This window comes from Nocardia sp. NPDC052566, from assembly GCF_044547285.1.
Lineage (GTDB): Bacteria > Actinomycetota > Actinomycetes > Mycobacteriales > Mycobacteriaceae > Nocardia.
Map to the genome: position 1 here is coordinate 1,473,974 of NZ_JBIUAF010000002.1, position 25,579 is coordinate 1,499,552.

Sequence of the window (25,579 nt, forward strand, 5' to 3'; positions counted from 1 at the left end):
CGGCTGCCCCGACCGGTCGGTAACAAGTCCCACTACACTGAACCGGTGACTTTCGACAACGTACGGGGACGCTCGACCCCAGGCCGGCCGTCCCCGACGCCACCGAACGTCTCTGTGATGCAGAGCTTGCGGATCCATTCGCGCAGCGCGGTCCCGTTCTCCGTGGAGTTCAACCCGCCGCGGGACGCCGCCGCCGAGGCGCGGCTGTGGCGCGCGGTGCGCGAATTCGAGCGGATGCATCCCGCGTTCGTCTCGATGACCTACGGCGCGGGCGGCTCCACCCGCGACCGCACCGTGCGGGTCACCGGTCAGCTGGCCACCGAGACCACCCTGCTTCCGGTCGCGCACCTGACCGCGGTCGAGCACAGCGTCGCCGAACTGCGTTCGCTGGTCGGCGCGTACGCCGATTCGGGCATCCGCAACATCCTGGTGCTGCGCGGCGACCCGCCGGGCGATCCGCTCGGCGAATGGACCAAGCACCCGCATGGCGTCGCCTACGCGGAGGAACTGGTGCGCATCGTGCGCGATCTCGGCGACTTCCACGTCGGCGTCGCCTCGTTCCCGCAGGGCCACCACCGCTCGCCCGACCTGGACTCCGATACCGCGTACCTGTGCGCGAAACTCCGTGCGGGCGCGGAGTATTCGATCACCCAGATGTTCTTCGACGTGGATGACTATCTGCGCCTGCGCGATCGGGTGATCGCCTGCGATCCGGTCGAGGGCGCCAAGCCGATCATTCCGGAGCTGATGCCGATCACCTCGCTGCGCACGGTGGAGCGCGCCGAGGAACTGTCGGGGCGTCCGCTGCCCGCCGCCGTGCTGGAGCGGCTGCACAAGGCGGCAGGCGACGATCCCGAGGCGAACCGCGCCGCGGTGCGCGAGGTCGGTATCGAGATCGCCACCGAGATGGGGCAGCGCCTCATCGACGAGGGCGCGCCGTGCCTGCACTTCATCACGCTGAACTTCGCGAAGGCGACCAGCGAGGTGCTCACCAACCTCGGGTACGGCGTCAGTGCCGCACCCATCAGCGCCTGACGCTCACGCGGTGCCTTGACGCTCACACAGTGCCTTGACGCTCACACAGTGCCTTGACGCTCACGCGTCGATGATCGCCACCGCCCTGGTCCAACCGGCCGAGGCGGCGTGCACCTTCACCGGGAAGCACGAGACGTGGAATCCGGTGGGCGGGAGCTGTTCCAGGTTGTGCAGCTTCTCGATATGGCAGTAGCCGATATCGCGGCCCGCCTTGTGCCCCTCCCAGATGACCGACCCGTCATGGTCTTTCGCGTATCGCTTGGCGGTGTAGGTGAACGGGGCGTCCCAGCTCCACGCGTCGGTGCCGGTGAGTCGCACGCCCTGCTCCAGTAGGCGCAGGGTGGCGGCGCGGCCGATACCGCAGCCGGAGGAGACGTAATCGTCGGCGCCGTAACGGGTTCCGGCGCTGGTGTTGACCACCACGATCTCCAGCGGGCGCAGCGTGTGGCCGATGCGGTCCAGCTCGGCATCGATATCGTCCGCGGTGACCACGTAACCGTCTTCGAAGTGCCGGAAGTCGAGCTTCACGCCCGGCTGGAAGCACCACTCCAGCGGCACCTCGTCGATGGTGATCGCGCGCTCGCCGCCGTTCATGGTCGAGGCATAGTGGTACGGCGCATCGAGATGGGTGCCCGCGTGCGTGGTCAGCTGAACGCGCTCGATGGCCCACGCCTCGCCGTCCGGCAGGTCGGCCGCGGTCGCGCCGGGGAAGAAACGCAGCATGTCGTCGACGGTGTCGGGGTGGCCGAGGTATTCGATCTGCGGCACATAGCCCGGTGGATCGGACGCGATCCCGGCTTGCAGCGGAACCGAGATATCGATGAATGTCGGCATGGCAGTGGCCCTTTCCGAACGGTTCGTCTCCGTAGCTGATCGAGGGTAGTCACATTGCGGTGCGATACGCCGGAACGGGCCACCATCCGACTGCGCTCGATGCCGAACCATCGACAAACGGCGCCCGGTCGCGCGACCGATCGCAACCAGGCGGCGATTGTGGAGTTCGGTCAGGTCATGCGTGCTCCAATTGCATTGCGCCGAACCAGTGGTCGGCGGCTTGTTCGAACGCCGCCCGATCGGGGGTGGGATCACCGGCCCAGGCGACGACGCCGTCGGGCCGGATCAGCACCGCACCGCAGCCGAGGTTGTTTCGTGCCGGTCCGGCCGCGTAGCGAATCCGGCCCGCCCAACCCGCCGCCGAATCGCGCAGGGATCGGTCGATGGTGAAATCGAGTGCGACGCCCCGTCCGTCGTGCATCAGGTCACCGAGCCGGGTGCCGTCCTCGAGCCGGAAGTTCGGGGCGCCGCGACCGATCAGCGGGTGCCCGCCGCCGAGGTCGTAACGGAGCGAGGATCCCGATATCCGTTGGAACACATAGGTTGTGCCGTCCCGGGTCGCGAGCAGGTCGCGGACGATCGCCTGGATGGCCTGGGCATGGGGGTCCGGCCGCATGACCGCGACTTGGGCGCGTGACCATTCGAGCACTCCGGCGCCGATCGGATGGCGTTCGCCGGTATAGGTGTCGAGCAGCCCGTCCGGCGCGTGCCCGTGCACGGTCGCCGCGAGTTTCCAGCCCAGGTTCATGGCGTCGCCGAGGCCGGTGTTGAGCCCCTGCCCGCCGAGGGGAGAGTGGATGTGCGCGGCGTCGCCCGCGAGCAGGACGCGTCCCTGCCGGTAGGTCGTCGCCTGCTTCGCCCGATCGGTGAAGCTCGACGCGAGCTCGACCTCGCTCACCGTCACGTCGGTGCCGGATACCCGGCGCAGCACCGTCTGCAGATGGTCGAGGGTCGGCGGCTGCGTGCGGTCGAACGCGCCGCCGTCGAAGTCCATCATCCCGATGTGTCCCGCGGCGGGCATCTGGAGGTATGCGCCCGTCGGCGTCAGGGTGATGAAACCGGGGCGCAGCTTCTCCGGATCGGCGAGGGTGAGCAGCGCGACGTAGCCGGTGAATTGCGGCTCGGTGCCGACGAAGTCGAAGTCCGCGAGCCTGCGCACTGTGCTGCGTCCGCCGTCGCAGCCGACGACCCAGCGTGCCGTGTACTCGTGCTCGCCGGCACGCACGACCACGCCGTCCTCGTCCTGCGCGATGGCCGAGACCGCGGCGCCACGCCGGATCCGTACACCGAGCTCGGCCGCCCGCTCGGACAGCACCGACTCGACTTGGTCGAGGCCTGCCATCATGAATTCCGGTATCGGGCTCGGCAGCCGGAACGGCAATGCGGCGGTGTCGATATCGGCCGGATCGAGGGTCATGCCCGCGAAGTGGCCCGCCATGCGCGGGGGCGACGGTTCGTCCGCGTCGGAATTCTCGCCGAACCCGTCCGCGACGCCGGTCGCCGTCAAGAGCGGGCGCACCATCCCGCGCCGGTCGAACGCCTCGACCGATGCGGCGGACAGGCCACGCATCCCGAGCGGCGCCCGCCGCCACTGGGAGCCGTGCTCCGCGTCCCGCTCGAGCACCAGAACAGTGCAGCCCGCGAGACCGAGCTCGCAGGCCAGGAACAGCCCCACCGGCCCGGCCCCAACGATCACCACGTCGAATTCATCCATGACCCAATGCTTTTCGACGCCCCTTGCACCGCCCTGGCGCGACGCTTGCGACGTCCCCGCGTAGTCGCCGAGTGGCGCCGCTACCGAGTAAGGGTTGTGGGGGCGGGGACGGAGCCTGGGCCGCCGCCGGGGAAGGTGCTTGCCGTTGTACACGAGAGGGTGACGCGGCTGCCTGTGGGGCCGACGACGAACAAGGCGTCGAGTGTGTAGTCCGCGGTGGGGTGGGTGTTGGTCTGCTGGGCTCCGTTGGAGAGCGGCGGCTTCCGGTTCGTCGGCCATCCGAGGTCTTCCCAAGCGGACTCCGCGTCGGTATATGCGGCCGAGCCGGAATCGCCGAGTAGCCGGTAGCTGATTACGTAGTACTCGTCGCGGGGGAGAAGGAAGCTTCCGGTACCCGTCGGCACGGTGTGGCCGGGCGGGGTCGGTCGGTCCGGATCCGGTTGGAATTCGAGGTAGGTGCCCTCGGGCATGGCGCGGATGGTCTGGAGCAGGTAGCCGATGCAGGCGTCCTGCGCTTGCTGTGCGTTGGCAGCGGGTGCGGCATGGGTCGGGGCCGCGAATGCGGCGACTGCGAACAGTGCCCCAATGCCCGGTAGTGCTCGGATAACAAGATTCTGCACGAAACTCACATCCAAGAGTCGAACTTGCCGAATGTTTGCTGAGACAAAGCGTAGCGCTTACTTTCCCAGCCGTGCAGCGATTCGCGAAAACCGCCGACCACGGGCGTCCGGCGGATGTTTTTCTGGGGGCTCAGCGGTGGGCGGATGAGCTGGTAGCCTCCGGGCAGGATGGTCGATCGGGGGTTGCCGATCTCGGCGGACGGTGACCGATGGGGCACAGGTTTTCGCTGGTCAGCGTCGACAGCAGGAGGTTGGACGTGATCGAAATGGTGCGGGGTGCGCGGTCGGTGATGCGGTGGGATCGCGCCGGTGTGGTGAGCGTGGGCATCACGGGTGCGCTCGCGCTGCTGCTGACGGGATGCAGTGATAAGGATGGGTCGCCGAAGCCGTCCACGACGGCGGGGTCTTCGGCAGCTGCGTCGTCGTCGGCCAAACCTGCGAAGTTCGATCCGTGCAAGGACATTCCGCAGAATGTGCTCAACGCGGAGAACCTCGAGAATCACATCCCCGTGACCGCCAATTCGGGCGACATCACCTGGAAAGGATGTGCGTACGGTGATCGGCAGGGCAAAGGGTACGAGGTTCGGATCATGACGACGAACTTGACCTTGGACAAGGTCAAGGCCAAGTACCCCGGCACGTACCGAGATCAGTCGGTCGGTAGCCGTCGTGGCGCATACTTCTCGGTGTTCCCCGAGCGTGGTCCAGCTAGCTGCGCATATGCGGCTGAGCTGGCTTCAGGCCTGTTGGAATTCGACTTGTCCAACCCGGCGTCTGCGCCCAAGACTGGAAATCAGAACGCCTGCGACCTGCTAAGCAAGTTGGTGCAGCAGGTGGTGCCTACGATCTCGTCGGGCGCTTGAGGTTGAGCAGCGACTAGTTATTTTGTGCCCTCGATGGACGGAACCGATCGGCAGTCCGAGACGTCCAAGCTGATGAAGGGTTTACGCGAGAGGGGAAGGTAAGGGCACATGGCCGATGAGAGCGCAGCCCAGGTGTTCGGCCCGATGATCGAGAAGGCCAAGACCGGTGGTGTTTCGCTGAAAGTAGATCCGGCCGTGTTCCTCACGCTTGATAAGGCCATGGACCGCCGAATGTCGGAACTTCGGCAGATACAGGCGATTGTCAACACAATTGGCGAGTCGCAGTCTTGGGGCCTAGGAGAATCAGCACCACCACTGACGTCGGCACAGACGATCGTTCAGCGGTTTCGGCAGAAGGCGTCGAACGGTGCCAACAATGCGTTCGATACGTTGGAGGGGCACTACAAGGCGGCCGAGCAGCTCCAAACCCTCTTCCGCACGATCCGAGAACGTTTCGAGCAGACCGATCAAGCATTCGCGGCCAGGTTCCACGAGTTGAAGCTGGCGCAGCGGCCCGAGCACGGTGGTGGGCGATGACGGAATACGATCCGCCGGGGATCACCAACCCCGAGAACGTGGATGCGTTGACGCACAAGGAAATCAAGGAAGCGTTCGACGTGGTCGCGCCGAGCGGTTCGAACGACGCGGCGGACAACTGGTTGCGGGCGCGGACGCTGTTGCAGGATTCGACCACCGAGATGGTGAACGCGGTGCGCTCCGCGGTCAACGGTCACTGGACCGGGGATGCCGCGGATACGGCGGCCGGTGCGGTGGAGAGCTATGCGGTGCGCGCGGAGAACCTGGCGGATCTGTTCGCGGCGACCGCAGGCACCGTCACCAATACCGAGCTCGCCGCGGTGATCGCGAAATCCTTCATCCCGCCGGTGGTCGAGGTGACCGCCGATCCGAAGGACGCGGTCGCGTACGACGATCAGACCAGGGCCGCGAAGACCGCCGAGGCCGAGGCGCGGCAGGTGATGCAGCAGCGCTACGTGATTCCGTTCATCGACCAGGATGCCAAGATTCCGACGTTCCCCCCTGCCGTCGCCGCGTGGAGTCTGCCCGGTACCCCTGGCACACCGGGTATTCCGGGCACCAAGACCGCACCGGGAACGGGCACGTCCACCAGTGGCTCTCCGGGCAACGCGGGCACACCCGGCTCCGAAAACCCTGGCGAGCAAAAGAAATCGGACGAGAAGCCGACCGACGGCAAGCCTGGTGAGCAGAAGCCGGGCACGACTCAACCCGCCGCGACCAACCCCCAGCCGACCACGACCTCGTCACTGCTGGATTCCGGCAGCCAGAACACGTCGCGCGCGACGACGACCACGCCCGCGACCACCACGACGACCCCCGGCAATGTGCCCGCCGGCGTCACCACCGCGGCGGGCACTCCCGGCAGTCGACCGACCGGTCCCGGCCCGCGCCCTGGTTCAGGTGTGCCGAGCCCGGGTACGCCGGGAACAACAGGCTCGCCCGCACCGGGTTCGAGCCGTCCCGCGCTGCCGGGTCTGCTGACGCCGGGCGCGACACCGGCTGCCGCGTCTACAGTGGGACCCGGTGCGACCTCCGGCGCGGCAGGCTCGCCGGGGATGTACCCGCCGGGGGCCCGTGGGGTGCGCGACGGCGACCACGAGAAGAAGGACAAGAAGGTCGATCTGAAGCACGAGCGCAATACCGAAGAATTGCTCGGACGGAACAAGAACGTGCCGCCCGCGATCGGGGAGTGATGGCCTCCTGGTCATTTGAGAGCGAGGAGTTCGCCGCGCTGTGGTTCGGCCCGGCCAACGACCGGATGCTCTACCCGCTGGACTATTTGAGCCGCTTCCCGCATATCAACGAGCGCGACGAATACTGGGCCAGGGTGCGGCACGACTGGTCCGAGCGCGGCCGCCTCAGCTGGGATGAGGCGGATCTGCTGACGCGCGCGTTCACCGTGCTCACCACCCCCGAGGCGTGGCTGGAGATCCACGGCTTCTACGACGCGGTCGGCCCGATCCGGGTCGCCGCCGCCCGCCACGCCCGTCATGCCGCGTTCGCCGCCCAGTTCACGGTGCGCCCACGGATCGAAGTGTCGATCATCCCGGACGACAAACTGCCCGCCGTCCTCACCCGCCTGCTGCCCAAACATCCGCCGGGCAGGGGCCGCCCGCAACGTTTCGATGCCGTCGCGCTCCGCCCGGAGAATCAGCCACTCGGCCGCCGCACCGGCGAACCCACACCGCTGCAATGCTATGAACGCCTGGTCCGCCGCCCGTCCACCGGCGCGGGCCTGATCACCGTCTTCCGCGGCCCCCGGCACAACGCACTCGCCCCGGCCCGCAAGGTCGGCACCGTCCGCTGGTACGACCTCCCCGACGGCCGCTACCTCGAAACCGGCACGCGCACCCTGACCGTCCGCCCCGGCGACATCCCCACCCTGCAAACCATCATCAGCCGCCTCCTCGACCACGCGGTCACCGAATACCGTGACCACATCGAAGATCTGGGCGAGTTCGCCCGCTGACCATCGAAATGGTTCTGCTGGAACATATTCGGCAGGGAACCGGTAGGAATACGGCCGATCGTGCCGCGCGGGCATTTCGCGCGCCGCGCACGAATTATCGCCGAATCCACTGCGCGGCAGCGCAATTAGCGCGCGGATAGCCGTATCCGCCATCGAGTCGGGATCGTCCGTTGTGCCGCGGTGACTCCGGCGGACTGGACACGGCCGCGTTGACGGACGGAACCACGCGCGCCTTGAATGGTGGTATCGGTCCGTGGGCGCGGCCGTGCTCAGGTCGGAGGCTCGCCGACTATAGATACTTCAGATCCCTGTTATCTTGCTGCAGTTTCCCCGCGATGGAGAGATTGCCGTCGGAATCCAGTATCGCGATGATCTTCTTCTGACTTCCGTGGTAGGTGGTGAAGTAGATCTTGTCCGCCTCCTGAGAGGTGCTGTAGTTGGTGTTCACCGAGAATTCGATGCTCAGCGGAGAGCTGATGAGCACATCCTTCTTCGGGGAGTTAGGGTAAACTTGGTTCTGCCGCAACTTGACTCGCCCGTGGGTGTCGCCCTCTTCCCAATCGGTAGCCAGGCCCAGATCGATGTCGGCCATGATGATCTCCTTCTCTGACTCTCGAGGTGCATCCCCGAGCTCCGGTGAAGCGCCGTTGCTCCAAGACTTTCGGCGAAACCGCTCCCGGATTCGATCGTCGCGCGGCATCACCGCGCGACGGTTGCTGAGGCCCCCGTAAGGCTCTTTCGAGCGAGTTGAATCATATTGTGCTGCACCGAAGTATAGGCCGTACCTATAGATCAATTTGCGACTATTGGTCAATCGCGCGACATGATCGCCTGCTGGGCAACATATTTCGACGACTAATCAGACCGGTCGAATTTATTTGTCTGCCGAGTGACGCTGTCGCCCACCGAGATTGGCTACCAAGTCGACGAAACAGATTGAAAGCAGCGGGTTTCCGGAAAACCAGTCGACTCGGGTACCCCGGACTTGCTACTCCTTGTCGGTGCAGCACACAGTAGAGCCCGGTGGGATCGATATCGGCACCCTCATCGAGGCGGTCCGCAATCACGATGCCGACGTCGATGCCGCGCGCGCGGCCGCCGAAGCTCTAGTGGCCGACCAGATCTTGGACCGGCTCGCCGACCTCGACGACAATGGTCAGGTCCTCGAGCGGATCGTCGATGCCCTGGAGTCGGCGATCATCCAGGCAGCGGATCCATTGATCAGGGAGAACGCCGTGATCGCGCTCGCGGCGATCGATGACGACAGGGCCACCGCCGCGTGCTACCGGATGTTCGACCGACACCGCGCCGCCGACGGAGTGGCAGGACGCTTGCTCGCCTATTTCACGGGTGACACCCAGCCCACTGTCGAAACATTGGTGGCCGGCTTGCCGGAATGCGACAACTTCGATGGAGTCCTCACCCAGCGGGCTATCGCCGAATACGGTGCGGCCGCCGTCGCGTACCTGCATGCGGCACTGCTCGCCTTTCCGGTTCCGGCACAGCAGAATACGGGCCACTGGATGGCAGACGAGATCACCAAATGCCGAATCATGAGCTCTCTCCGCGGTATCGGCCCAGTGGCCGCATCCACCACGTCGACGCTGATCGCACTGCTGCTGGATGATGAGAGCTATCGAGACACCCGGCATCAGGCAAAGCAGACCCTCATCCGGATCGGTTCGCCGGAGACCGTCGAGATGCTGATCGCCAAGGTGCGCTCACATGAGCAGGAGCTGTCCGCCCTGGTGCACGCCCTTGCCGAAATGCCACCCGAATCACTCGCCGCCGTAGACGAAGTGGACGCACTCGTGGTCGAGCTGTCTGTGTCCGCGGACGAGGGGTATCGCAACACGGCGGAATTCATCGCGCGAAAAGTCGGCGAGGTCCGGTGATCACTCCGCCGCGCACGGTGAGGTGACGGTGACGTCGAGGCGGGCCGGGGTGTTCGCGTCGCGGGCGGGGGTGAAGTCGCTGGTGATGGTGTAGCCGCGGGCGTCGCGGTAGTCGCGGTCGGCGGGGTGGTTGTCGACGACTCCGGGTGGTTGCCGGGTAAACCCCTGTGCCGTCATGGCATCCAGGCGCGACAGCACCTCGTCGATGAGTTCCGGTGACGGGTTGGGCTGGGTCGCGGTCGCGCGCAACCACCACGGGGGGCCGTAGCTCGTCATCGACGCGGTGTTGCGGCAGCCGATGCGTTCGGCGGTCCGCGGAATCGGCCGGGTGAGTTGCGGATTCGCCGCCGGCCAGACGGCGTACAGGTTGGCGAGCAGTGTCCGTTCGGCCTCGGCGACGGTCAGCCCGGTCGAGGTTTTCACCTCGTCGTTGCTCGGTCCGTCGGGGAAGACGCACGCAGCGGCGAGAAGTGCTGTGGCGCAGAGGAATAGGGTGCGTAGCGGTGTCATCGGACCGGGATCCTCGGTCCGAGCTCGGGATTGATCGTGACGTGCGGATTCCCGTAGGGATTGTCGTTCGCCCAGTACCTGCCCTGCAGGACGTCGTGGATCTCCCTGCCCCAGTTGTTGGCGTCGCCGATGTGCGCGTCCACGTGATTGGACAGGATCTCGCGGTCGACATACCCGGTCACCTCGCCGCCCGCGATGACCCCGACGATGTTCTGGAACGCGTCCGATGTCGGGTCGTTCCAATACTTTCCGTGCCCGTTGGGCCCGAATACCGGTTCGTTCCTGCGGAATCCGTCGCCGTCCTGATGGTAGTAACCGGTGTCGAGCCGGGTGACGCCCGGCGCCGTATCAGGGTCGGCGCCGAGGCTCTTCTGGCTGGTCGATTGGTAGGCGCCGATCGGGTCGGCCGGTGCGGTCATCGAGTACCGCTGGACGTTCGGGTTCGGGTCGTGCCAGCCGCCGGAGTGGCTGCCGGTGCCCGCGGAGGAGGCGTGCAGTATTCGGTCGGCACGCAGACCCTCCTGTTCGGCGGTGCCGACGATGGCGCCGCCGTAGGAGTGCCCGACGTAGGTCACCGGTGTCCCCGGTGCGTGGGCCGCGACCTCGCGATCGACCTCATGGCCGAAGTGTACGAGCTTCGGCGCCATCTCCTGCGTCCAGCGCTTGTCCGCGGCCTGTCCGAAGTCCTGTGGGAAGTCGCCCTCCATATACAGGAAGATCGGCGATTTGGTCTGGTGCGCGAGATTCCAGGCCGCGGTGGTGTTGGTGTCGGAGCCGTTGAGGTTGGTGCCGGTACCTGGCACGTACACGCCGATGCCCGGCACGCCGGGCGTCATGGCGCCGACCATCTCGATCATCCGCCCGTTGCCGTCGGGGGAGAACATGACGAATTTGCGGTCGATCATGTTGTCGGGGGCGGCCGAGCCGGGCCCGTCCGTGGGAATCGCCTGTGTCCGGCTGTCGGACTTGGCGGGATCGGGAATCGGGGCGAGCATGCGGCGCAGTTGATCGATGCGCGACTGGTTCCGGTCGGGTTTGCGCTCCTCGGCCGCGAGCGCGTTGCGGATGTTCAGTTCGTTGGCGGCGATCCGGGTGTCGAACGGGACGCCGTTCATGTTGCCGATCTTGTCCGGTGCGGCGATCACCAGCTGCTGCACATCGGCGGGGCTCATTCCGGCGAGGAAGGTGGCCACCTGATCCGGCGTCATCGTGGCGAGCATGGCGACCACCGCATCCGGATCGCGGCGCTCGCCGCCGGGGATGGTGACGTCCTGCTGGCCGTCGCGGATGGCGCCGAGCTGGGCCTGGACATCGCGCAGGGTCGCGCCGAAGGTGGTGTCGATCCGTTCGACCTCGTCCAGGCCGCTCATGATGTTCAGCTGGAATACGCCCGCGTCGCCCTCCTTTTCGGTGTTCGGCGCGGTGACGGTGCCGTCGGGCGCGACCGTGCACCCCTGCTGCACGGCGTGATCACGCTGGGACAGTACGTATTTCACCGCGTGTTCGAAGCCGCGATGCGCGTCGTCGGCGTCATCGGCGAAGCGCAGCAGCAGGTTTCGGACCTCGCGGCCGTGGTCGGTCTCCTCGTTGGTGCGCTGCCACGCCGCCTCCTTGGTCTTGCCGATCCAGCCGCCGGCGGCGTCGACGGCACGGGAGCAGTCGTCGAGTGAGCCGTCGAGCGCGTCCGCGTTCTCGCGTGCGACGTCGGCCGCGTGGCGCAGGGTGTCGAGCCGCCAGCCGTCCAATTGGGGCAGGGTAGGACGCATCAGCGGGGCCGCAGCCTTCCGATCTCGAATCCGATCTCCTCGTCCAGTGCGCCGACGTCGGCCGAGAACCGGTCGACGAGGTCGGCCAGCGTGGCGTATCGGGTTTCGATCGAGGTCATCGCCTGTTTCGCCGGATCAGCGGTGCCACGGACGGCGGCAAGCACCTCGCTGCCCTCGCCGACGGCCTCGGACAGCGTCGCCCATGGCAGCTTCGCGATATCGGTGGCCTCGCGCCGCCAGGTGGTGACGATGGTCTTCAGTTGATCCGGCTGGACGCCGAGGATGGGCGGGGCCGGTGGCGGCTGCGGCACCGGTCCGGTCGGTATGGATCCGCCGCTGTCATTCGGATCGGGGCTCATGGGTCCCCCCTTACTACTGGTCTTATTGTCTTCGACGCAGCGGGGCGCCGATCGGTTCCCGCTGGCCGAAGATCGACTCCGGTACCGTGAGGCTGCGATGAACGATCTGGGCGGCACACCGAATTCGGACGAAACACCGGCGTCGAACGGCGCGCCACGCTGGCGATCACGCGGTGCCGCCGGTGCCGCGGCCGTCGGGATCGGCCTCATCTCGGGCGGTACCGCCCTCGCCGTCTACAGCCGGTTCTTCGCCTCGGCCGAGCATCTGGACGATCGGATGGCCGACGGGTCCGACTGGTTCGGTTCGTTCCGTGCGCCCGTGGCCGGGGTGCCGGTCCGGTTCGCGACGGCGGCGATCCTGCTCGGTGTGGCATTGATCGCCGTTGCCGTCGCGGTCGCGGTCCGCGGCGGGCGCGCCAGGGCGGGATCGGGCCGGGCCGGCGTCTTCGCGCTCGCGGTGCTCGCCTGTGTGGCGGTGTGGGGCGGGTTCGCCGTCAGGGCCCATCTGCCCGGCATGTGGGACAGCATTCGGTTCGACTATCCGTGGTTCGCCCAGTTGCCGACCGCGCTGGCCGCCACTGCGCTGGTGCTCATCGGTGGTGTGCTGATGCTCGGGCTCGCGCTGTATCCGGTGAACGTGCGCCGGATCGGGCGCGGGGCGATGGCCACGCTGATCGCGGTAGGGCTCGCGGTGGCGGCGGGCGTCGCGGTGCTCGCGGTGCGTGCGGGTGATGACGACGCGAATGTGGACCACAGCACTGCGGCATCGGTGACCATCCCGCCCGTGCCGCGGCGGCTCGGCAATGAGCGGTATCGGGTGGCGCTGCCGGTGCAGATCGATGCGCGCGATGCCAACCGCAAGCGTGCGGCGGATGTGGTGGTGGCAGGCGCCGGGTTCGTGGTCGCCTCGACCGAAGGTCTCACCGCCTTCGACGGGGCGACCGGTCAACCGCGCTGGCATTACCTGCGTAAGAACGTGCGGCGCGGCGATCAACTCGGTGTCGAGTACATCCGGGCATCGCTGATGTCGGCCGACGGCGGGAGCGTCGTCCTCGCGCGCTGGGACAACAAGGGCTGGGTCGCGCTGGACGCGGTCACCGGTGCGGTGCTGTGGACCGATTCCGAATTCACCCGCAGGCTCCCGGATCCGGACCTGTCCTCGGCGTCGGAGAAGAATCCGTGGCGGATCGCCGACGACGAGTTCCGGCCGACCGCACGGTATCTGGTGCTCACCGATGGTTCGCATATCGAGCGGTACGACGCGCGCACCGGTGCGCGGATGTGGTCGGCCGACGGCTGTGGCGACCGGCGCCAGGAAGTCGCGGTCACCGACCCGGCGATCTATCGAATCACACACTGCGTCAACGGGAACGAGATGACGATCACGGCGAACGCGCTGGATCCGGGGACGGGCACGGTGACCGCCACCCGTGAGCTCACCCGCCTCGCCACCGAGAACGCGCCGCGGGTTTTCACCAGGACCATCGCCAATACCGTTGTCATCGACTGGTTCTCGGATTCGGTGCGGATGCGGGGCAGCATTGTCGTCGACCGGCCCGCACATCTGACCACGGCTCCCGATACCACCGCATCGTTGCACCCACTCGCCGCCGATCCGAACAGCGACGAGATTCTGGTCTCCCGGCCGACCCAGCCGGTCGATGTGCATGCCTACCAGGTTGTTTCGATCGACGGGACCGTCAAGTATCCGGTCGACGGAATCCAAGAGGACTACATTCACAGCTCTTCCGACGACATCTTCCTCGCCGACGAGCTCGTCCAGGCCGCACATTACGACGTGGACGGCGGCTCTCGCACCGAGGTGCGGGTGTGGAGCCGTACCGATGGCAGCCGGGTCGCCGCATACCCGCTCAGTCCTGGCGACGGTCACTACGAGATCACGATGCCGATGGCCGCTCCCGGCGCCGTCCTCATCCTCTGTATCGGACCGAAGAACGTCGATCTCATCGGGTTCGCGCCAGGCGCGTAGGCGCGATGAGCGGAGCCAGGGCGGCGAGCATGCCGAGGCCGGTCACCGGCAGCAGGTCGAGCGTGAGCAACGGCAGCAGCCCGCTGACCAGCATGACCGCGGGGCTCCACCAGCGCAGCAGCCCGGCCCTGGTCAGCAGCACGGTCAACGCGACCATGCCGAGGAAGAACAGCGGCGGCGCCCCGGCGTAGACGAGGAACTCCACGCCGGGGATCTCCTTGAATTGATGGCTGAGCCGCGACATTTCGGCCTTGTCCGCCGCCAGCGCCCCGAACGCGATATCCGCGCCGAACTGCACGATGGACGCCGCCAACCCGATCAGCGTCACGGCGACGCCGCCGGTGCGCCACCCGCCGCGTGGGAGCAGTTGCCCGAGCTCGAGTACCACCGGCACGAACAGCACCATGCCGGTCAGCCCGGCGAGATGCGCGGTCTGCCAGTCGATACCGGGTCCGTAGCGTCCGTCGGAGAGTCCGATGAGGCGCAGCACTCCGTATCCGGAGATACACGACGAGGCCGAAACAAGCAGCACACCTAGCGATTTCACGAGGAAATCGTGGCATCGGTGTGGGGTGCGTCACCTCAGGGAAAACCCTTGTTCCATCCCCGAAATCCTTGCCTCGGCCGCGCGGACACTTTTCGTCCGAATCGGTGGGATTCCGGCCGGATCCAGCGAAAAGTGCCAGCGCAGTTGAGCACTCACCAGCCCGATTCCGTACCTATCGGCACGTTGACAAAGCTCGGCACCGCCGGATCCAGTTGCAGATGCTGCGGTTTCAGCTCGGTGGCATCGAGGAACGGGCGGATCGGCACACCCTTGGGCAGATTGCTGGCGAAGATGTCGACCCGAAGCCGGTGTCCCGGTTGCAGTATCGCGTCCGTGGGGGCGAGACCCACGTCGAGCTGGGTCGCCACGCCCGGCACGATCGGCAGGCGCGCGGCCAGTGACATCAGCGGGAAGGGATCGGTGTAGTCGCCGTTGGCGGAGCGCTTGCTCTGCGCGTCGTCGACGGCGCGCAGCGAGGCGATGAGCTGCCCGGTGGTCAGCGTCGTCGAACGGCCGTCGGGGGCAACGTCGTTGAGGGTGGCGACCCAGTAGCCGTCGGTGGCGTCGTGGACGGTGTTCAAGTGGACGTTGATCGGTCCCGAGATCGGCGTCGGCGCGACGGCCGGGGGACCGGTGAACGTGAGCGCGTTGAGTTCCTCGATGCGCGCCTCCTTACCGCAGCCGGAGAAGACCAGGATGCCCGCGGTGCCCTGCGCCGAATCGGCGGAGCACAGGCTCGCGAGGCCGGGGCTGACCGTCAGGCGCGCGGTGCCGGTGGTGGGCTCCGGGGTGAGGCTGCCGTCGTGCACGCTGGTGTTCGTGGTGCCACTCGGGGTGGCGGACAGGTACATTCGCCGGTGCGTCGTACCCGGCCGGGGGAACTCTCCGGCGCTGGTCCAACCGGCGCCCTGCTGCCACATGGTTACCGGGCCGTAGTGGTCGATGCCGTTGTCGATGCCCTTGAGCCACTTGTCGAACCAGGCGCGCTGCAGCACGTCGATGCGCGGCGGCTCACCGTTCTTGCCGCGCATGTCGAAGCCGGTGCTCACGTGGTAGCCGTTGCCCATGACGAGCTGCTTCTGTCCCGGCGGTAGCGGGATGTCCTGGTAGATGCGCGGCGCGCCGTTGGCGAAGTTGTCGTGCCAGCCATCGATCACCAAGGTGGGCAAGGTGATTCGCTCGGGATGGCCGAGCCAGGCCTGGCGGATGGGACTTTCGGGGTTGAGCACCTGCTCCAGCTGTGGCGGCACAGTATCGAAGGATTCGGTGGTCAGTGTCTGAATTCCGACGTCCATGAACGACATCGGGCTGGCCAGGCGGTCGGCGAGCCATTTGGTGTCGAAGGTGCCCCTGGCGATCGACACCAGGTCCGGCAGCAGCTTGGCCGCGTTCACCGCGAGCAGATAGGGCAGCAGGATGCCGATGGCCGCACCGCCCGGCGCGATCATGTCGCGGACCAGATCATTGCCCGGCACCACCGGCACGATGGCTTTCAGTGCGGGCGGCTGCTTTTCGGCGGCCTGCACCTGGTTGATGCCGGAGTAGGAGGCGCCGGTCATGCCGACCTGGCCGTCGGACCACGGCTGCGCCGCCGCCCAGGCGATGACCTCGGGGGTGTCCTGCTGATCCTTCGGGCCCCACGGCTCCCAGATCCCCTGGGAGAAGCCGGTTCCGCGCACGTCGACGACGATCTGGGTGTAGCCGCTGCGCACCAGTTGCGGATCGACCGCGAAGCTGCGCATGAACCCGCCGCCCGCCACGCGGGTGGCATCGGTGAGCGCTTCCAGCGGCGTGCCGTCGAGTTGGAAGTCGCGCAGGAATCCGGTGATCGCGTCGGAGAGCACCGGAATCGACAGCCCGGTCTGCGCGATCATCGACAGCAGCTTCGTGTACGGCGTCATGTTCACGATGGTCGGAAAGGGTGTCCGGATCGGCCCGTTCGCGTCGGCGGGCCGATAGACGTTCGCCTCGAGCACCGTTCCGTCGCTCATCGTGATCGGCACGTCCCAGTCGATGTGCATCGACGGATACCGCTGCGGCCCATCGTGGAGCGCCGTCCACTGCGGCTCGCCCGTGGGCTCCGCCGTCGCGGACGGCGCCACCACCTGGCTCGAAACCACAAGCGACGCAAGCACACCGACGAACCACCGGCTTCCCCGGCGGACAGGTGAGTTCCTCATCGATTCCCCTCTCCGGCATCCGAACACGCAGAAATATACATGCACGACTGTATGTTTTTAACCGAGCGGCGGAGAATCGACATCCGACCAACAAGCGGCCCGTCGGGTTGGGCACGCTGCCGAACGGCGCTCAGGACGCGGTGTGCCGCCGGTATCGGCGGGCGAGCTCGGCGGCCGCGGTGAGCGCCGCGGCGGAGACCACGAAGCCCGCCATGAGCAGGCGGCCCGCGAGCGCGCCGTACTCGCGATGGTCGAACAGCGCCAGGGGCCGGGTGCCTCTGGTGATGGTGGCAAGCCCGTTGCCCGCGCCGTACAGGACGGTGAAGGCCGCCGCGAGCAGCAGCGGTCCGCCACCGCCGAATCCGGCGACGAAAGACAGCACGAGCAGTCCCATCTCGGTGGGCGTCATCGCCGGAGCACTGTCCGGCCGCTGCGGAACCCACCGCCAACCATTGCTCAGATCATGCACCAATTCGATTCGGCGGGCTGGCATTCGGTGCGTGGGCCCGATGGTGTGGCGTGCACCGCCGGGCCCACGCGGTCAGGCGGCTTTCACCGCCCGCAGGCCCCACGCATCGGCGAGGAGACGGTGGGACTCGAGCCGGTCCTCGTGGCGGTGGGTGACGCTGGTGACGAGGAGTTCGTCGGCGCCGCTGACCCGTTGCAGCGCTTCGAGTCTGGCGACGACGGTCTCCGGTGCGCCGACGAACTGGGTGGCCAGGCGGTCGTCCACGAGGCGGTGCTGCTCCGGGGTCAGTGGTGCGGCGGTGTCCGGGTCGAGATAGACGGCCGCGCCCGCGCCGCTGCGGATGCTGTGCACCCAGTGGCCGTAGGTGGAGGCGAGGTGCTGGGCGGTCGAATCATCGGGCGCCACCACCACATCCGCCGACACCAGCACGTAGGGCTCGGACAGCTGTTCCGACGGGCGGAATGCCGCACGGTAGGCGTCGACCGCGTCCAGCGCGGTGCCGGGGGAGACGTGGTAGGCGGCGGCGAACGGGAGGCCGAGTTTGCCTGCCAGTTCGGCGCTTTCGCTGGCCGAACTGCCGAACAGCCACAGCTCGACCTGTGCGTTCTCACCGGGCACCGCATGCAGCGCGACACCGCTACTCGTGGTGTAGGTGCCCCCGAGCAGTGCACGGATCTCGTCGACCTGGTCGGCGAAGTCCAGCGATTGCGCGCCGGGCAGCTGCAACGCCTCCAGGGAGGCGAGGAACTTCGAGCGGTCGGTGATCCGGCCGTAGTCGAACGGCGGCGGCACCACGACGCCGTCGCGCACCTCGGTGCGTCCGGTCGCCGTATCCGTCACGGAGCGAGCGCTTTTCGCGCGCTCCGCACCGTATTCGGTGCGCCGATGTCCGGAGCGGCCGATGCCGAGGTCGATCCGGCCCGGGTAGAGCGCATCGACGATGCCGAACGACTCCACGACCGAGATCGAAGTGTGCTGCCCGACCTGAACGGCGCCGGACCCCACGCGGATTCGCGAGGTCGCGGCGGCGACAAGTCCGATGAGGGCGGTCGACGAGGAACTGGCCACCGAGACGAAATGGTGCTCGGCGAGCCAATACCGGTGGTAGCCCCACTGTTCGGCGTGCTTGGCCAGATCGATGGTGTTGCGCAGCGCCTGCTGTGCGGTGGAGCCCGCGCTGATCGGCGCGAGGTCGAGGATCGATAGCGGGATGGTCATGAGCGCACCGCCGAATCCTGCCTGCGCGGATGCTGTTCGCCCGCTTCGATGGCCGCACGCAGCCGGTTCTCCGCGGGCGCGAGCGGGCAGGTCGCGTAGTCGGTGAACGCGCACGGCAGATTGGCCGCCCTGTTGAAATCGAGCCGCACGGTACCGTCCGCGTCCGCCGCACCGACCGCGAGCGAACGCGCCGCGGGATAGGTGGTGACGCCGCTGGTGGCGTCGGTGAACAGCACCCGCAGATCGCTGGGCGGGCCGAAGGCGATCACCCGCTCGGTCACCCCGCCGACGCCGAAAACGATGGTGCCCGCGGCGGTGTGATGGTGTTCGAGGCCGTCGACGACCGCGCCGGTGGTCACCGTGCGCGGTTCGGCGAACGGTTCGAACTTGCCTTCCAGCACCCAGCTCGGATCCGGAGCGTAGGCCGGAATCCCGTCGAAGCTCAACAGGCCCGGCGCGAGCGGATCGTGCACCCGCACCGCGTACTGCCCGGTGCGTCGGATCACCTCGAGCACCCGATCCTCGTGCAGCACAGTGAGTCCCGGCGCGCCTTCGGCCGGGGTGAGGATGTGCACGCCCGCGAGGCCCGCGCCGTCGTATTCGAGGCGGTCGGCGGGTTGCGCGGTGATGAACACCTTGTCGTCGGTGACCCACCAGGTGCCGGGCACCTCGGGCAGTCGCTCCGGTTGGTCGGTGAGCCAGTGCAATCCGGTGAGGCTCAGGAAACCGAGCGGGTCGCGCAGCTGATCCTCCCTGGCGTGATGCCAGGTCGCCCACTCGGTCTCGAACAGGGTGGTGGTGCTTGCGGTCATGATGCTCGGGCTCCTTCGTGGGCGGAGAGATAACGGTGGGGATGGCTGTGTTCCGGGTGTGACAGACCGAGATGGTCGCGCAGGGTGCTGCCGGTGTATTCGGTGCGGAAGCTGCCGCGCTCCTGCAGTTCCGGGACCACACGGTCGACGAATTCGTCGAGGCCGCCCGGGGTGAGATGCGGGACCAGGATGAATCCGTCGCTGGCGTCGGCCTGGACGTAGGCGTCGATCTGCTCGGCCACCGCGGCCGGGGTGCCGATGAACTGCTGGCGCGTGGTGACGTCGATGATCAGCTCACGGATGCTGAGGTTTTCGGCCTCGGCCTTGGCCCGCCACGCGTCGGCGACCGCGCGCGGATCCTTCGCGTGCCGCACCCGGCCCCTGGTGATGTTCACGTTGTCGGCGGGTTCGACCTCCGGCAGCGGACCGTCCGGGTTGTAGCCGGAAAGGTCACGGCCCCATACCTGTTCGAGGAAGGCGATGGCGGTCTGCGGGCCGACCTGTTGCCGGCGGATGTGCCGCGCCCGATCCTGGGCCTCCTGCTCGGTGTCACCGAGTACGAAGGTGGCGGCGGGTAGGATCTTCAAATCGTCTTGTCCACGACCGTATTTGGCGAGGCGCCCCTTGACGTCGGCGTAGAAGCGCTGGCCCGCCTCGAGCGTGCCGTGCCCGGTGAAGATGGCGTCCGCGCTCGCGGCGCCGAATTCGCGGCCGTCGTCGGAGTCGCCCGCCTGCAACAGCACCGGATGCCCCTGCGGGCTCGGCGGCAGGACGAAGCGGCCGATGATGTCGAACTGCGAACTGCGGTAGTGGGTTTCGGGGACGTCATGGGAGAACACGCCCGCCTCCCGGTCCACGGTCAGCGCCTCGGCGGGCCAGCTGTTCCACAGCGCCCTGGTGGCGTCGACCACCTCGGCGGCGCGCCGGTAGCGCTGGCTGTGCTCCAGATAGCCGCCGCGGCGGAAGTTCTCGCCGGTGAACGCGTCGGAGGAAGTGACGACATTCCATGCCGCCCGCCCACCGGAGAGGTGATCCAGCGAGGCGAACTGCTTGGCCAGTTCGAACGGTTCGTTGAAGGTGCTGTTGATGGTGCCTGCCAGGCCGAGCTTGTCGGTGACCCCGGCCAGCGCGTTGAGCACGGTGAAGGTGTCCGGCCTGCCGACCACGTCGAGATCGTGGATGCGGTCGCGATGCTCGCGCAGCCGCAGGCCCTCGGCGAGGAAGAAGAAGTCGAACAGCCCGCGCTCGGCGGTGCGGGCCAGGTGCACGAAGGAGTCGAAGTCGATCTGGCTCTCGGACTCCGGATCGGCCCACACGGTGGTGTTGTTGACACCGGGGAAGTGGGCGGCCAGATGCACGGTCTTGCGGGGTTTCGCGCTCATCACGACCTCCGTCGAATGGTGGATGCGGTGGTTGTCATGCCGCGCTCACCGCGTATCGGCTCACCGGCCTGGTGAGCCCGAGGCGGTCGCGCAGGGTGGTGCTCGCGCGGGCTTCGCGCGGTGGTGCGGCGGCAAGGTGTTTCAGTGCGGTGGGCAGCGCGAGCGGACGCAGGACAACGCCGTCGATGCCGTCGGCGAGTTCTTCGAGCAGTGCGCGCAGGGTGGCGGCGGTGCCGAGGTGGCGCAGGCCGTGCGCCTCCTGCACCGACCACTGATTCAGCTGGGCGAGTTCGTCTTTCGCCGCGGCGTCCGATTCGGCGAGGTGGATGTCGAGGTCGAGCAGCACCCCCACCTGGTCGGGATCGCGGTCGGCGGCCACCAGCGCGGTGCGCAATTCGGTACGGCGCGTGCGTGCTTCGTCGAGATCGGCCGCGGTGATGCGGATCAGGTCGGCGCGCCGGACCGCGACGGCGGTGCTCGCTGGATCATCGGCGCGCACCGCGACGATCGGCTGGCCCTGCGGGGAGCGCGGCGTGATCGACGGGCCCTTCACCGAGAAGTTGTCGCCCGCGTAGTCGATGTAGTGCAGCTTGTCCCTGTCGATGAAACGCCCGGTCGGCACATCGCGGATCTCCGCGTCGTCCTCCCAGCTGTCCCACAGCCGGGTGACCACCTCGATGGCCTCGTCCGCCTCGTGCCACAGCGCGTCGGCATCCTGAACGTCCTTGCGGCCGAACGCCTTCGCCTGTTCCTCGGTCGCCGAGACGGTGACCTCCCAGCCCGCTCGCCCGAGGGTGGCGAAATCGAGGCTGGCGATCGCCTTGGACAGGTGGAACGGCTCGGTGTGGGTGACCGGTGCCTGCGGCAGCAGCCCGATCCGGTGGGTGCGCGCCGCGACCCGCGCCGCGATCGCCACCGCGTCGAGCCTGCCCCTGGTCGCCCCGGCCCCGCCGGGCTGCAGTTCGAACGAGTCCGGCAGGAAAACCGCGTCGACACCGGCGTTCTCGGCGGCGGTGAGCGCATCGACCCAGTAGCCGCCGGTGAACAGCTCCTCGGCGCGCGAATCCGCCCGCCGCCACGACGCGGGATGCGCGCCGGTCCCGGCGAATTCGGCCGCCAGGAAGAAGTTCGAATCGGCCATCAGTAGAGTCCTTTCCGATCGATGAGGTCCCGCGCCGCTGTATGACTGCCATAGCTGACGGCATCGGGTGCGAACAGGCAGGAGTACTGCCACAGCTCGGCCTGGGTATAGGCGGGGACGGTATTTCGTGCCCGCAGCGCATCGAGCCGCGGTGCGAAGGGACGCGCGTGGTGGAACCGGTCGGCCGGCGCCGGGTGGGCGGCCGGGGCGGTGTCACCGCGCAGGCGGGACCACAGAGTGCGCAGCATCATGACGCTCCTTTCGCCGCGGCCGGAGTTGGTATGGCCGACAGCAGTTCCCGGGTGTACTCGTGTCGAGGTGTCTCGAAAATGTCTTCGGTGCGGCCGGATTCGACGATGCGGCCGCGGCGCATCACCGCAACGTGATCGCTGATCCGGCGCACCACCGCGAGATCGTGCGAGATGAACAGGTAGGACAGGCGTAACTCGGTCTGGAGGCGGTCGAGCAGCTCCAGAATCTGTGCCTGCACCGAGGCGTCCAGCGCGGAGACCGGTTCGTCGAGCACCAGCAGATCCGGATGCAGGGCCAGTGCCCGTGCGATGGCGACGCGCTGACGCTGCCCGCCGGACAGCTCCGCGGGTCTGCGCCGCGCGAACTGCTCGGGCAGCGCGACCTGATCGAGCAGCTCACGAACGCGCGCCTGCCTGGCGCCGCGATCGCCGATGCCGTACGCGCGCAACGGTTCCTCGATGATCGCACCGACACGGAAGCGGGGATCCAGTGAGGAGTAGGGGTTCTGGTACACCACCTGGAACCGCTGCCGCAGCGCGCGCAACCGCGACCGCTTGGCCTGGCTCAGGTCCTGTCCGTCGAACGTGACGGTGCCGCGGTCGGGTTCGGTGAGCCGCAGCGCTATGCGCGCGGTGGTCGACTTGCCCGAGCCGGATTCGCCGACCAGCGACAGCGTTTCGCCCCGGCCGAGCTCGAAGCCGACACCGTCCACCGCGGTCACCGCGCCGCCCGCCTGCGCGTGGAAACGCTTGTGCACCTGGCGCAGCACCAGCAGCGGTTCGGTGTCCCGTTCCCGCGGTTGCTGATACGCGCCGGGCGGTGTCAGGCTCGGCGACGCGGCGAGCAGCCGGCGGGTGTACGGATGCTGCGGTTCGGCGAGTATCCGTGCGGTCGGGCCGTGTTCGACGATCTCGCCGCCGCTGAGCACGACGAGCCGATCGGCCCGCTCGGCGGCGACCGCGAGATCGTGGGTGATCAGCAGCACCGCGGTGCCACGCGCGGCGATCTGCGTGGCGAGCTGATCCAGCACCCGCCGCGCCACGGTGGCATCCAGCGCGCTGGTCGGCTCGTCGGCGATGATCAGCTCCGGTCCGCACGCCAGCGCCGCCGCGATCAGCACCCGCTGACGCTGCCCGCCGGACAGCTCGTGCGGATATTGCGTGGCCCGCAGCTCCGGCCGATCGAGGCCCGACTCCGCCAGCAGTTCGACCGCCCGCCGCAACGCCGCCTTCCGATCCGCCTTGCGATGCACCACCAGCGCCTCGGCCACCTGATCCCCGACCCGCCGCACCGGATTCAACGACAACCCCGGATCCTGCGGCACGAACCCGATCCGTGCCCCGCGCAGCCGCCGCAGCGCCCGCTCGGACCGGTAGTCCACCGGCTCGCCGTCGAAAGCGACAGTGCCGCCCGCGATCTCGGCGTTAGCTCCGAGCAGCCCGATCACCGACTGCGCGAGTGTCGACTTACCGGAACCGGATTCACCGACGAGCGCGACCACCTCACCGCGCGCGACGGTCAGCGACGCGCCCGCCAGCGCCGTCACCGGGCCGTCGTCGGAGCGATATCGCACCTGGAGGTTGTCGATGCGCAGCAGTGGAGCAGGTTCGACATCGTTGACAACTTTGCCGCTCATGCTTGCCCTCTCCTTCCGGCGGCGCGGCCGAGGCGTTGCGCGGACAGGACGACCGCGACGATCACCAGGCCGGGCAAGGTGGTCATCCACCACGCGGTGGCGAGGAAGTTGCGGCCCTCGGAGATGAGCGAACCCCATTCGGGGGTGGGCGGTTTCGCGCCGTAGCCGAGGAAGCTCAGTGCCGAGACCGACAGCACCGCCATACCGAATTCCACGGCGGCCAGCGCGAGGACGGGCTGGTAGGCGTTGGGCAGCACGTGGCGGGCCAGCACGGTGTACCAGCGGACGCCCGAGGCGTGGGCGGCCTCGACGAAGGGGGACTGGCGCACCCGCAGGACCTCCGAGCGCATCACCCTGGCGAAGTTGGCGATGAGTGAGATACCGACGGCGATCGCGACATTGCGGGTGCCGAAGCCGAGCGCGGTCACCAGGGCGAGGGCGAGCAGCAGTGCCGGAATGGACAGCAGCACATCGACGAATCGCATGATGACGGTGTCGACGACACCGCCCGCCGCACCGGATAGCAGCCCCAGGATGGACCCCGCGATCAGCGCGATGGCAACGGCGGACAGCGTCGCGGTGAGCGAGAGCCCGGCGCCGTGCACCATGCGGGTGTAGAGGTCGCGGCCGAGGTTGTCGGTGCCGAACCAGTGTTGCGCGCTGGGGGATCGGAACTTCTGTACGGGTATGCCGGTCAGCGGATCGCCGGAGGCGAACACCGAGGGGAACAGCGCCCAGCCGAGGGCGAGCAGCGCGACCGCACCGGAGAGCAGCAGGAAGGCGTTGCGTCGCAGCAGATCCCATCGGAAGTTCGGCCGCCGCAGCCCGATCAGGGCGCGCGGTCGTTCATCGATCGCGTCAACCATGGGCAATCGCCTCCTCGGTGGTGTCCGGAGCCTCGAATGTCCTGCGCCCGCGCCCGCCGATGCGCGGATCGAGCAGCGGGTAGAGCAGGTCGACCGCGAGGTTCACGGTGACGAAGACCGCCGAGGTGAGCAGCACGATGCCCTGCACCACCGGAATGTCCTGTGCCAGTACGGCGGTCTGGGTGAGCCGCCCGACGCCCTGGCGGGCGAAGACGGTCTCCACCACCACCGATCCGGCCAGCATGTTGCCGACCAGCACACCGGCGATGGTGAACGCGGGCACGCTCGCAGGCCGGAGCACATGCCTGCGCTGCACCCACCACCGCGAACCGCCCTTGGCCAGCGCTACGTCGGTGAACGGCTGCCGCCACGTCGATTCCAGCCCGGCCGTCAGCACCTGCGCGATCACCGCGCCGATCGGAACGGCCAGCGTGAGCGCGGGCAGTACGGTGCCCGCGAAGCCGTGCCCGCCGAAGGCGGGGGCGAGCCGCCAGCGGAACGAGAACACCTGCAGCAGCAGCAATCCGGTCCAGAAGGTCGGCACCGCCACCCCGACGGACGGCAGCCCGGCCAGCGCGTTGCGCAGCCACGGGCGGCGGGTGTGACTGGCCGCGAAGGCCAGCGAGACGCCGCCGAGCACCGCGAAAAGCAGAGCGAGCGAGGCCAATCCGAGTGTCCCCGGCAGCGCGTCGCCGAGCGCGTCGGTGACCGGCTGCCCGGTGGTGATGGACCGGCCGAGATCACCGCCCACCGCATGGGTCAGGGCGGTCCAATACTGGTCCCACAGTGGCCGATCCAGCCCGTAGCGGGCCTGGAGTTCGGCGATCGCGGCCTTGTCGACCGGCGTGCCCGCTCCGCCGCCGTCGGCGGCGATGGACACCGGGTCGGCGGGCAGCAGGTACAGCACGACGAACGAGATGGTGAACGCCGCCCACAGCACCGAAATCGCCTGCAGCACACGCAGTAGTACATAGCGAGCCATGG

The 25,579-nt window shown here is 67.9% G+C and carries 25 protein-coding genes; 7 read left to right on the forward strand and 18 right to left on the reverse strand.

Going from position 1 to position 25,579, the window contains the following annotated elements; genetic code table 11:
* Nucleotides 1-117: 117 nt before the first annotated feature.
* Nucleotides 118-1,035 (forward strand): methylenetetrahydrofolate reductase, encoded by a 918-nt coding sequence (locus tag ACIG5A_RS13830; RefSeq protein WP_397240513.1) that lies wholly within the window; start codon nt 118-120, stop codon nt 1,033-1,035.
* Nucleotides 1,036-1,095: 60 nt separating this feature from the next.
* Here ACIG5A_RS13830 and ACIG5A_RS13835 read toward each other — a convergent pair whose 3' ends face one another.
* From ACIG5A_RS13835 to ACIG5A_RS13845, 3 genes are all read right to left on the reverse strand, one after another.
* Nucleotides 1,096-1,869 (reverse strand): cyclase family protein, encoded by a 774-nt coding sequence (locus ACIG5A_RS13835; RefSeq protein WP_397240514.1) that lies wholly within the window; start codon nt 1,867-1,869, stop codon nt 1,096-1,098.
* Between the two features lie 175 nt (nt 1,870-2,044).
* Nucleotides 2,045-3,583, reverse strand: coding sequence for an FAD-dependent oxidoreductase (locus ACIG5A_RS13840; protein WP_397240515.1), 1,539 nt, complete (start codon nt 3,581-3,583; stop codon nt 2,045-2,047).
* A gap of 80 nt (nt 3,584-3,663) precedes the next feature.
* The gene (locus ACIG5A_RS13845; RefSeq protein ID WP_397240516.1) at nt 3,664-4,203 is read right to left on the reverse strand and encodes a hypothetical protein; all 540 of its coding nucleotides are present in this window, start codon (nt 4,201-4,203) and stop codon (nt 3,664-3,666) included.
* Between the two features lie 266 nt (nt 4,204-4,469).
* Here ACIG5A_RS13845 and ACIG5A_RS13850 point away from each other — a divergent pair, with 266 nt between their 5' ends.
* The 4 genes from ACIG5A_RS13850 to ACIG5A_RS13865 all read left to right on the forward strand — a co-directional run bounded on the left by ACIG5A_RS13850 (nt 4,470) and on the right by ACIG5A_RS13865 (nt 7,572).
* Entirely contained in the window at nt 4,470-5,066 is a 597-nt protein-coding gene (locus ACIG5A_RS13850) for a DUF3558 domain-containing protein (protein WP_397240627.1), read from the forward strand.
* Between the two features lie 108 nt (nt 5,067-5,174).
* On the forward strand, nt 5,175-5,603 hold the full coding sequence (locus ACIG5A_RS13855; protein ID WP_397240517.1) for a hypothetical protein: 429 nt from the start codon (nt 5,175-5,177) through the stop codon (nt 5,601-5,603).
* A complete protein-coding gene (locus tag ACIG5A_RS13860) occupies nt 5,600-6,796 on the forward strand; it encodes a hypothetical protein (RefSeq protein WP_397240518.1) in 1,197 nt (398 codons plus the stop codon). Before ACIG5A_RS13855 ends, ACIG5A_RS13860 begins: the two co-directional genes overlap by 4 nt.
* Complete coding sequence (locus ACIG5A_RS13865; protein ID WP_397240519.1) at nt 6,796-7,572, forward strand: ESX secretion-associated protein EspG; 777 nt, start codon at nt 6,796-6,798, stop codon at nt 7,570-7,572. Before ACIG5A_RS13860 ends, ACIG5A_RS13865 begins: the two co-directional genes overlap by 1 nt.
* 289 nt (nt 7,573-7,861) lie before the next feature.
* Here the strand turns inward: ACIG5A_RS13865 and ACIG5A_RS13870 are convergent, their stop codons facing one another.
* Nucleotides 7,862-8,164 (reverse strand): DUF6342 family protein, encoded by a 303-nt coding sequence (locus ACIG5A_RS13870; protein ID WP_397240520.1) that lies wholly within the window; start codon nt 8,162-8,164, stop codon nt 7,862-7,864.
* Between the two features lie 409 nt (nt 8,165-8,573).
* Between ACIG5A_RS13870 and ACIG5A_RS13875 the strand changes: the two genes are divergently transcribed.
* On the forward strand, nt 8,574-9,467 hold the full coding sequence (locus ACIG5A_RS13875) for a hypothetical protein (RefSeq protein WP_397240521.1): 894 nt from the start codon (nt 8,574-8,576) through the stop codon (nt 9,465-9,467).
* Here ACIG5A_RS13875 and ACIG5A_RS13880 read toward each other — a convergent pair whose 3' ends face one another.
* Genes ACIG5A_RS13880 through ACIG5A_RS13890 form a run of 3 tightly spaced genes read right to left on the reverse strand, consistent with a single transcriptional unit; the run spans nt 9,468 to nt 12,102 of the window.
* Nucleotides 9,468-9,977, reverse strand: coding sequence for a hypothetical protein (locus ACIG5A_RS13880; protein WP_397240522.1), 510 nt, complete (start codon nt 9,975-9,977; stop codon nt 9,468-9,470). It lies immediately after the preceding gene.
* A complete protein-coding gene (locus tag ACIG5A_RS13885; RefSeq protein WP_397240523.1) occupies nt 9,974-11,743 on the reverse strand; it encodes an alpha/beta hydrolase in 1,770 nt (589 codons plus the stop codon). Before ACIG5A_RS13885 ends, ACIG5A_RS13880 begins: the two co-directional genes overlap by 4 nt.
* The gene (locus tag ACIG5A_RS13890; protein WP_397240524.1) at nt 11,743-12,102 is read right to left on the reverse strand and encodes a hypothetical protein; all 360 of its coding nucleotides are present in this window, start codon (nt 12,100-12,102) and stop codon (nt 11,743-11,745) included. Before ACIG5A_RS13890 ends, ACIG5A_RS13885 begins: the two co-directional genes overlap by 1 nt.
* A 97-nt stretch (nt 12,103-12,199) precedes the next feature.
* Here ACIG5A_RS13890 and ACIG5A_RS13895 point away from each other — a divergent pair, with 97 nt between their 5' ends.
* Nucleotides 12,200-14,092, forward strand: a complete 1,893-nt coding sequence (locus tag ACIG5A_RS13895) for a PQQ-binding-like beta-propeller repeat protein (RefSeq protein ID WP_397240525.1) — start codon at nt 12,200-12,202, stop codon at nt 14,090-14,092.
* On the opposite strand, the gene ACIG5A_RS13900 is transcribed toward ACIG5A_RS13895, so the two are convergent.
* The 11 genes from ACIG5A_RS13900 to ACIG5A_RS13950 all read right to left on the reverse strand — a co-directional run bounded on the left by ACIG5A_RS13900 (nt 14,067) and on the right by ACIG5A_RS13950 (nt 25,577).
* Entirely contained in the window at nt 14,067-14,639 is a 573-nt protein-coding gene (locus ACIG5A_RS13900; RefSeq protein WP_397240526.1) for a hypothetical protein, read from the reverse strand. The two genes, ACIG5A_RS13895 and ACIG5A_RS13900, sit on opposite strands and share 26 nt — an antisense overlap.
* 152 nt (nt 14,640-14,791) lie before the next feature.
* Complete coding sequence (locus ACIG5A_RS13905; protein ID WP_397240527.1) at nt 14,792-16,819, reverse strand: CocE/NonD family hydrolase; 2,028 nt, start codon at nt 16,817-16,819, stop codon at nt 14,792-14,794.
* Between the two features lie 130 nt (nt 16,820-16,949).
* The gene (locus tag ACIG5A_RS13910) at nt 16,950-17,228 is read right to left on the reverse strand and encodes a hypothetical protein (protein ID WP_397240528.1); all 279 of its coding nucleotides are present in this window, start codon (nt 17,226-17,228) and stop codon (nt 16,950-16,952) included.
* A 132-nt stretch (nt 17,229-17,360) separates the two neighbouring features.
* Complete coding sequence (locus ACIG5A_RS13915; RefSeq protein WP_397240529.1) at nt 17,361-18,506, reverse strand: LLM class flavin-dependent oxidoreductase; 1,146 nt, start codon at nt 18,504-18,506, stop codon at nt 17,361-17,363.
* A complete protein-coding gene (locus tag ACIG5A_RS13920) occupies nt 18,503-19,318 on the reverse strand; it encodes a DUF1684 domain-containing protein (RefSeq protein WP_397240530.1) in 816 nt (271 codons plus the stop codon). Before ACIG5A_RS13920 ends, ACIG5A_RS13915 begins: the two co-directional genes overlap by 4 nt.
* Complete coding sequence (locus tag ACIG5A_RS13925) at nt 19,315-20,700, reverse strand: NtaA/DmoA family FMN-dependent monooxygenase (RefSeq protein ID WP_397240531.1); 1,386 nt, start codon at nt 20,698-20,700, stop codon at nt 19,315-19,317. The genes ACIG5A_RS13920 and ACIG5A_RS13925 overlap by 4 nt, the downstream gene beginning before the upstream one ends.
* A gap of 34 nt (nt 20,701-20,734) precedes the next feature.
* Nucleotides 20,735-21,841 (reverse strand): LLM class flavin-dependent oxidoreductase, encoded by a 1,107-nt coding sequence (locus tag ACIG5A_RS13930; protein ID WP_397240532.1) that lies wholly within the window; start codon nt 21,839-21,841, stop codon nt 20,735-20,737.
* The gene (locus ACIG5A_RS13935; protein WP_397240533.1) at nt 21,841-22,092 is read right to left on the reverse strand and encodes a hypothetical protein; all 252 of its coding nucleotides are present in this window, start codon (nt 22,090-22,092) and stop codon (nt 21,841-21,843) included. The genes ACIG5A_RS13930 and ACIG5A_RS13935 overlap by 1 nt, the downstream gene beginning before the upstream one ends.
* Entirely contained in the window at nt 22,089-23,729 is a 1,641-nt protein-coding gene (locus tag ACIG5A_RS13940) for a dipeptide ABC transporter ATP-binding protein (protein ID WP_397240534.1), read from the reverse strand. The genes ACIG5A_RS13935 and ACIG5A_RS13940 overlap by 4 nt, the downstream gene beginning before the upstream one ends.
* Nucleotides 23,726-24,595: an ABC transporter permease gene (locus tag ACIG5A_RS13945; RefSeq protein ID WP_397240535.1), complete on the reverse strand. Its 870-nt coding sequence runs from the start codon at nt 24,593-24,595 to the stop codon at nt 23,726-23,728. The genes ACIG5A_RS13940 and ACIG5A_RS13945 overlap by 4 nt, the downstream gene beginning before the upstream one ends.
* A complete protein-coding gene (locus ACIG5A_RS13950; protein ID WP_397240536.1) occupies nt 24,588-25,577 on the reverse strand; it encodes an ABC transporter permease in 990 nt (329 codons plus the stop codon). Before ACIG5A_RS13950 ends, ACIG5A_RS13945 begins: the two co-directional genes overlap by 8 nt.
* Nucleotides 25,578-25,579 lie beyond the last annotated feature (2 nt).